The organism is uncultured Methylobacterium sp. (assembly GCF_964251405.1).
Lineage (GTDB): Bacteria > Pseudomonadota > Alphaproteobacteria > Rhizobiales > Beijerinckiaceae > Methylobacterium.
In genome coordinates this window covers 24,480-31,748 of sequence record NZ_CAXUJR010000025.1, presented here as the reverse complement: position 1 = coordinate 31,748, position 7,269 = coordinate 24,480, and the positions used below count along the sequence as shown (strand labels likewise).

Annotated in this window: 6 protein-coding genes; 2 read left to right on the top strand and 4 right to left on the bottom strand. The window is 69.6% G+C overall.

Annotation, left to right across the window (positions count from 1 at the left end; genetic code table 11):
• The first annotated feature begins 71 nt into the window (after nucleotides 1–71).
• Together ACFE7U_RS07075 and ACFE7U_RS07070 are read left to right on the top strand one after the other, a co-directional pair.
• Complete coding sequence (locus ACFE7U_RS07075; protein WP_375409039.1) at nucleotides 72–1,040, top strand: cell division protein FtsX; 969 nt, start codon at nucleotides 72–74, stop codon at nucleotides 1,038–1,040.
• A gap of 216 nt (nucleotides 1,041–1,256) precedes the next feature.
• Nucleotides 1,257–2,033, top strand: a complete 777-nt coding sequence (locus ACFE7U_RS07070) for a YdcF family protein (RefSeq protein WP_375409022.1) — start codon at nucleotides 1,257–1,259, stop codon at nucleotides 2,031–2,033.
• Between the two features lie 56 nt (nucleotides 2,034–2,089).
• Here ACFE7U_RS07070 and ACFE7U_RS07065 read toward each other — a convergent pair whose 3' ends face one another.
• The 4 genes from ACFE7U_RS07065 to ACFE7U_RS07050 all read right to left on the bottom strand — a co-directional run bounded on the left by ACFE7U_RS07065 (nucleotide 2,090) and on the right by ACFE7U_RS07050 (nucleotide 7,092).
• Nucleotides 2,090–2,425: a hypothetical protein gene (locus tag ACFE7U_RS07065; RefSeq protein ID WP_375409021.1), complete on the bottom strand. Its 336-nt coding sequence runs from the start codon at nucleotides 2,423–2,425 to the stop codon at nucleotides 2,090–2,092.
• Complete coding sequence (gene ptsN / locus ACFE7U_RS07060) at nucleotides 2,425–2,892, bottom strand: PTS IIA-like nitrogen regulatory protein PtsN (protein ID WP_375409020.1); 468 nt, start codon at nucleotides 2,890–2,892, stop codon at nucleotides 2,425–2,427. Before ptsN ends, ACFE7U_RS07065 begins: the two co-directional genes overlap by 1 nt.
• A gap of 135 nt (nucleotides 2,893–3,027) precedes the next feature.
• Nucleotides 3,028–3,630 carry a ribosome hibernation-promoting factor, HPF/YfiA family gene (gene hpf / locus ACFE7U_RS07055; RefSeq protein WP_375409019.1) on the bottom strand — a complete coding sequence of 201 codons (603 nt, stop codon included), beginning with the start codon at nucleotides 3,628–3,630 and terminating at the stop codon, nucleotides 3,028–3,030.
• A gap of 126 nt (nucleotides 3,631–3,756) precedes the next feature.
• The gene (locus tag ACFE7U_RS07050) at nucleotides 3,757–7,092 is read right to left on the bottom strand and encodes a PAS domain S-box protein (RefSeq protein ID WP_375409018.1); all 3,336 of its coding nucleotides are present in this window, start codon (nucleotides 7,090–7,092) and stop codon (nucleotides 3,757–3,759) included.
• Between the last annotated feature and the right edge of the window lie 177 nt (nucleotides 7,093–7,269).

The following is a 7,269-nucleotide window of genomic DNA, read 5'->3' as shown; positions in this document are numbered from 1 at the left end:
CAGGGCCGGCTGACGGTGGAGACGGTCTGATGGGGCAGGCTGCCTCCCCTCCCCCTATTTCTCCCGTCTCGATGTCCCCTGCCCGTCCGGCGGCCAAACCGGCCGTCACCCGGCCTGCAACCGGGGAGCCGGGGCTGCCGCCGACCCTGCGCCGCAATGCGCCCCTGGTGCCGACCGATTCGGCGGCGAGCCGGGCACTGGCCGCGGTCATCGCGATCCTGACCTTCCTCGCCGCCCTGTGCGCAGGCTCGGCCGAGATGATGGCGTCGAGCGCCGACCAATGGCAGGGAACGGTCGCGCAGGAGGTGACGATCCAGGTCCGCCCGAGCCCCGGCCGGGCCATCGAGGCCGACGTCGCCCGCGCCGAGGCCCTAGCCAAGGCGACCCCTGGCATCGCGGCGGCCCGCGTGTTCTCGAAGGCCGAGGCCGAGCGCCTGCTCGAACCCTGGCTCGGAAGCGGCCTCGACCTCACCGACCTGCCGGTGCCGCGCCTCGTCACCCTCACCCTGGCGCCAGGGCCGAGCCCGGATCTCAAGCCCCTGCGCGCCGCCCTCGCGGAGGCCCTGCCCGGAGTGGCGAGCCTCGACGATCACGCCCTTTGGCTGCGGCGGCTCTCCATCATGGCCAACACCTTCGTGGGCGTCGGAATCGGCATCGTCGCCCTGGTGCTGATCGCCACGGGGCTCGCCGTCGCCTTCGCCACGCGCGGTGCCATGGCGGGCAACCGCGAGGTCGTGGAGGTTCTGCATTTCGTGGGCGCCGACGACGACTTCATCGCCCGCGCGTTCCAGCGCCGCTTCTTCGGCCTCGGATTGCGCGGCGGGATCATCGGGTCGGGGGCGGCCCTGGCCGCCTTCGCGGTCGCCGGCCTCGTCGTCCGCAATTGGCGCTCGGGGCCGGCCGGAGAGGAACTCGATGCCCTGTTCGGCGCGTTCCACATCGGCTGGCGCGGCTACGCGACCGTACTCCTCATCGGAGTGATCGCCTCCGTGGTGACCGGGCTGGTGTCCCGCCTCACGGTGAGGCGGTTCCTGGCGTGAGATCAGGGGCTGCCGGATTCGAGGGTCCCGGCCAACCTTGCACAGGGTGCAGGACAACCGGTGGCGATCGGGGTCGGGCGCCTTGACCGAGACCGCCTTTGCGGGCGACCGTTAACCAGTCGTGAAGCTTTTCGGGCGGAGGATGAGGCCTCCACGACGCCGCAATCGCGGCTTTAATCCGGGAGAATGACTACGCGGATGTTGGTCGACACCACCATGAGCCTTCGCAGAGGCCCCGCCGGGGTCTTCGGCTGGGCCTGGGACGAGGCGCGCAGCGTCGCCGATCCGGTGGCCGCCCGCGTCGCCGCGACCAGCCGGCGCTGGCGTACGGCCGCCACGGGCGCCGCAACGCTCGGCGGGATCGGGGTGGCCGCCCTCTTGGCCGGGTTCCTGGGTTTCGTCGCCTGCATCGATCGCGACGAGCGCCCCCTGGCGGAGCGGCCCGACGCCATCGTCGCCCTGACCGGGGGCGCCCAGCGCATCGGCGACGCCATCGATCTCCTGGCCACCGGCCACGGGCGGCGCCTGCTCATCACGGGGGTCAACGAGCGCACCAGCCGGGACGAGATCACACGCCTGAACCCGACCCAGCGCCACTGGATCGAGTGCTGCGTCGACCTCGACTACCGTGCCCGCAACACGATCGGCAACGCCATCGAGACCCGACGCTGGATGCGGCTGCACCGGTTCAACACCGTCGCGGTGGTGACCTCGAACTACCACATGCCGCGGACCCTGATCGAGCTCGACCATGCCCTGATGGGCCGCGACAAGGTCGTGCCCCACTCCGTGGTGGCGGATGGGGTCGGGTCGCGTTGGTGGCAGAGCCCGGCCTCGACCCGGCTCCTGGCCTCCGAATACGTCAAGTTCCTGGTGGCTTGGCTCCGCACCCGGTTCGAGCACGATCCGGAGACCTCGCGCGCCGCGATCCTGATCGGAGGGCGCAAACCCATCCGGATGGTCTCCGAACCGCTGATGCGCGAGAACGATTGAGGGGGTGGCGACGCGCAGGCTCGGTGCCCGGCCTTCGACGTGACGCCGGCGGGTCCCTAGGAGCCGCGGCAACGGCTGCGGATCAACCCCGAAAACTCCTTCTCGGAGCCCTGCACCTCGGACAGTCGCAGGTTGCGCTCGGTCCCAGACAGGCAACGGCCGTAGACGCTGGCCGTGCGCCGCATGGTCTCTACATGCCGGCGCCAGACCCTGCAGCTCTCGCCTTCGTCGGAGCCGGCCTGTTCGAGCTGCTCGATGGCCTGACGCTGCATCGAGGTCGCGACCAGGACGTCGCGGGCGCAGGCCGTGTCCGCCCCCGATTGCGCATCGGCCGCGGTGGAGGTGACGAGCCCCGCGAGAATCGCCACAGGCAGAGCGAGGCCGCCGCGCATCAAGCCGCCTGCGAGGCAGACGTGCGGGTGAGGAGGGCGTAGAGCGCGTTGGCGTCGCGGGCGGCCCGGATACGGTCGAGGATGCCCGGCTCGCGCAGCATGCGGGCGACCTGGGCCAGAGCCTTGAGATGGTCGGCGCCGGCCCCTTCCGGAGCGAGCAGCAGGAAGGCGATATCCACCGGCTGGCCGTCGAGAGCCTCGAAATCCACCGGCTTCTCGAGACGCGCGACGAGGCCGAACAGGCGGTCGAGCCCGGCGAGCTTGCCATGCGGGATCGCGACGCCGTCGCCGATCCCCGTGGAGCCCAGACGCTCGCGCTGCTGAAGCGTCTCGAACACCGCGTGCTCGTCCAGGGCAGGAAGCCGGCGCACCGCGTGCGCGCTCAGCTCCTGGAGGACCTGCTTCTTGGCGCGCGCGCGCAGGGAGAACACCACGGAATCCGAATTGAGGAATTCCAGCACTGGCATCGAGGATCGTCGCCCCATCGGCGACGCCCAACGGGACGCCGCACCGCATGAACGAGCCCGGGGGAAACGGACGGCGTCCACCCCTCGCGCTCTTCGATCAATCGTCCGAACCCGTGCCCGTTCCCGGGGCAGCGCTCAGGCGGCGGACTCGGGCGGGTCGATCCATCCGATCGCACCGTCGCCGCGGCGGTATACGACGTTGAGGCGCCCGGTGCCAGCGTGAACGAACACGATCACCGGGGCCCCCGTCAGGTCGAGCGCCGTGACGGCCTCGCTCACCGAATGGCGGTTGAGGGTCTTGGTGCTCTCGGCCACCACCGGCGGATGGGCCTCACCGTCGGCGACCTCGTCGTCGAAATCGGTGTCGTCGCCGTCCGGAGCCGCGATCACCGCATAGGCCGCCTCGAGGCCGGCGCCGTCCTGGGCGGCGCCGTGATCCTTGAGCCGGTGCTTGTAGCGGCGCAGGCGCTTCTCGAGCTTGTCGGCCGCCTGCTCGAAGCTCGCATGGGGGTCGTGGGCGCCGCCCGACACTTCGAGGGTGAGCCCCGTGACGAGGTGGATGACGCAATCGGTGCGGTAGGACGTCCCGTCGCGGCGCAGGGTGACGTGCCCGGTGGAACTGGCGTTCATCGGTGCATCGAGGAACTTGCCCAGCGTGGCGGCCATCCGATCCTCCACGCGGCCGCGCAGGGCCTCGCCCAAATCGAGGCCGTGGCCCGTGACGCGTAATGACCCCATGATCCCTCCGGTTCTTCGCCGTGTCGATCGTGAGGAGTTAAGGAGCCTTGAGGGGGGAAGTCAACGCGAGGAATACCGGCGAAGGACACCGGCGAAGGACACCGGCAAGGGACGCCCGCGGCCCGCTCACCCGGTGGCGCGCGCCGTCACCGTGTCCGGCTCCTCGACGTCGCGCTGGGCGGCGGCGCGGTCGGGCAGCCATTGATCGATGGTGGCGTAGAGTTCCGCGCGCTGGAACGGCTTGCCGACATGGTCGTCCATGCCGGCTTCGCGGAACCTGCGGATCTGCTCGGGCAGGACGTTGGCGGTCATCGCGACGATCGGCAGGCGCGGACCCGGCTTGGCCGTGCGCCGGATGATCTGCGTCGCGCTCATGCCGTCCATGCCGGGCATCTGCACGTCCATCAGCACGAGGTCGTAGGCGTTGTCCTGAACCGCCAGCACGGCAGCGGCGCCGTCGCTGACGACGTCCACCCTGTGCCCGCGGGCTTCCAGGACGGCGCGGGCCAGCACCTGGTTGATCTCCAGATCCTCGACGAGGAGCAGGTGGCCGGTCTTGTGGGGAGCCTCGCCCGGCTGCGTCACGACCGTGGCCAGTTCCAGGTCGAGGCGACCGCGCGGCAGGGTCACGGTGAACCAGAAGGTCGCTCCCTGCCCTTCGTCCGAGAACACGCCGATCTCGCCGTCCATCAGCTCGACCAGGCGCTTGCAGATGGCGAGGCCGAGGCCCGTCCCCCCGAAATCCCGCTTGATCGAGCTGTCGGCCTGGCTGAAGCGCGTGAACAGGTGGGCCTGCTTCTCCTTGGGAATGCCGATGCCGGTGTCGCTGATCGAGAAGCGCAGGCGCTCGCCCTTGGCGGAGCTCGCCTCGTGCCTGACGGCCAGCGCGACGTAGCCTTCCCGGGTGAACTTGCCGGCATTGTTGAGGAGGTTGAGCAGGATCTGCCGCAGTCGCGCTTCGTCCCCGATCACGCCACGGGGCAGGGCCGCATCGAGATTGACCCGCACGCTCACGGCACTGCCCCTCAGGGTCCCGCGCATGATCGACAGGCAATTGTCGATGAGGGCGCCGAGCGCGAAGGCGCGTTTCTCGAGTTCGATCGCCCCCGCCTCGACCTTGGAGAAATCGAGGATGTCGTTGACGACCGTCAGCAATGCGGCCCCGGACGACTGCACCAGCTCGACCTGACGGCGCACGTCCGGGGCGAGTTCGGCTTGCCTGTCCATGATCAGGCCGGTGAAGCCCAGGATGGCATTGAGCGGCGTGCGGATCTCGTGGCTCATGGTCGCCAGGAAGTCGGTCTTGGCCTGGCTCGCGGCATCCGCCTGCGCACGGGCGAGGTCGGCGGTCTCCTTGGCGGCGCGCAATTCATCGGCCTGGCGATGCCGTTCGGACACGTCCCGAATCGAGCAGACCAACCCGCCGGGCTGCCCTGCCGCTTCGTCCCTCACCATTACGACGCGGTTCTCCACCCAGAGCCAGTGGCCGTCCTTGTGCCGCGTCCGGTAGGTGACGGTGTCGCGGTCGCCGTCGGCGAGACCGGCAAACAGGCGGCGCACCCGTTCGCGCACGTCCGCGGCATCCTCAGGATGCATGGACTGCGACGCATCCGCGCCGATCATCTCGTGCGGCTCGTAACCAAACACGGCCCGACATGAGGGCGAGACGTATTCCCGTCGAAGGGAGGGATCGAGCCGCACGATCACGTCGCTCGTGGTCTCGGCGAGCATCCGATAGCGGGCTTCGCTGTGCCGCAGCGCCTCGTCCGTCCGCCGGCGCGCCATGATGCTGCGGATCGAGGCCACGAAGCCGCCGGGTTGCCCCGCCTCGTCGCGGAGCAGGCGCAAGGACGCCTCGACCCAGATCCAGTCCCCGGTCCGGTGCCGCAGGCGGTTGACGTTGACGGCGCGATCGACGCGACCGGATCTGAGTTCGTCGAAAATCGTCGAGAGGCCTGCCGCGTCGTCGGGATGGAGCATCGCTTGCGGGCTCGTGCCCACGAGTTCGTGAGGTTCATAGCCGAGAAGGTCGCGCGATCCGGGCGACACGAACAGGCGCTGTCCCGTCAGGTCCATATGGGTGATCATGTCGGTGGTGTTGTCGGCGAGCAGTCGATAGCGCGCCTCGCTCTCCCTCACGGCATCCGCCGCACTGCGTGCGATCTGCTCGGCCGCCTTGCGATCGGTGATGTCGCGTGCGATCGCCACGAAGCGCTCCGGCCGGCCGTCCGGACCGGCGAGCGGCGTGATCAGCACGTCGACGTGAAGGGGGTTGCCCCTCGCGGTGTGAACCGCGGCGTCGAAGCGGACCGTCGCGCCGGCGCGCGCGTCATCGAGCTTTCCCAGGATCTCGACTTGCAGGTCGGCGGGAAACAGGCCGACGAAGGATGTCCCGATGACGGCGGCGGGATCCTCGATCTCCATCAGGCACTGGCCGTTCCGGCTGATGAACTCGAGGTTGCCGTCAAGGTCGAGGACCTTGATGCAGTCGCCCGACCCTTCGACGATGCCGCGCAGGAACGCTTCGCTCTTCCTCAGGGCCTGGCCCGCCTCCATCAGCGGCGCGACGAAGATCCGCCGGCCGGCGAGCCAGATCACGCTGCCCAGGACGGCGACGAGCAGGGCCAACAGCAGCCCGGCCCGCAGGATCGCCGCATCGATCGGCGCTAGCACGGCTCTCCGATCCAGGCTGATTAGCAGGCGCGCATCGGTGCCCGGCAGCCGCCGGTACCCGAAGAGGTGATCTCGCCCGTCGAGGTCCTTACCCTGGAACTGTCCCTCGTCCGCGGTCAGCGCCGCCATCACGGCGTCGAGACCGGAGAGATCCCGTCCGGTGAGGCCGGCGACCGCCGGGTAGCGCGACAGGCCGCGTCCCGCGCCGTCGACGAGAAGGACCGTGGCCTTCCGGGTCCTGCCGATCGTCTCGGCCAGGGTGTCGAACCATCCGAGATCGAGGTTCGCCATCAGGACGGCGGTCGATCCGCCGGTTTTCGCCGGGGCGAGCGGGAGAGCGGCGGCGATGGTCGGGTGCTTGCGCGAGAGGGTGATGTAGAAGTCGCTGACGGTGAAGTGGCCGGCGGCGATCGTCTTCAGGTACCAATCGCGCCTGGACACATCGAGGCCGACCGCGGCCGCGACGGTGGAGCACGCTATACGTCCTGCTTCGTGCACCAGGAACAGGGCCGAGGCCCAGGACCGGGTCCGCTGGATTCCGGTGAGGAACCGCTGGCAGGCATCCGGCGCGGTGCTGACGGCGTCAGGAACGCGCGAGAGCAGGTCGAGCGTCGATCGCGCATCGTCGATGGCGTCGCGGTATCGTTCAGCGCCGGCGCGGGTGGAATCCTGCACCCTCTCCATCGCGCCATCGACGAGGTGCTGCCGCTCGTGGTGCAATTCATGGAACTGAACGCCTGCGAGGGGACCCAGCGTGGCGATCACGAGGAGCGCGAGGCGCGCGCGCAAGCCCAGCCGAGTTTGGCGAACGGACGCAGGACCGGGAGCGCCAGCGGCAAGAACGGACATCGGCGGCGACCTATGACTACGACCGGGTCTGAGCCGACGTCAGCGAAGTGGATCCTGAGATTCCCACCGCATATCAGGTCCCTCAACAGTTAACACACGCTTACCGTGTGACGCCGT

Excerpts from the sequence above, each read along its gene's own strand:
- hpf (WP_375409019.1), bottom strand. The coding sequence starts at position 3,630 with ATGGGGTCATTACGCGTCACGGGCCACGGCCTCGATTTGGGCGAGGCC.
- ACFE7U_RS07065 (WP_375409021.1), bottom strand. The coding sequence starts at position 2,425 with ATGCGCGGCGGCCTCGCTCTGCCTGTGGCGATTCTCGCGGGGCTCGTC.
- ACFE7U_RS07070 (WP_375409022.1), top strand. The coding sequence starts at position 1,257 with ATGAGCCTTCGCAGAGGCCCCGCCGGGGTCTTCGGCTGGGCCTGGGAC.
- ACFE7U_RS07075 (WP_375409039.1), top strand. The coding sequence starts at position 72 with ATGTCCCCTGCCCGTCCGGCGGCCAAACCGGCCGTCACCCGGCCTGCA.
- ptsN (WP_375409020.1), bottom strand. The coding sequence starts at position 2,892 with ATGCCAGTGCTGGAATTCCTCAATTCGGATTCCGTGGTGTTCTCCCTG.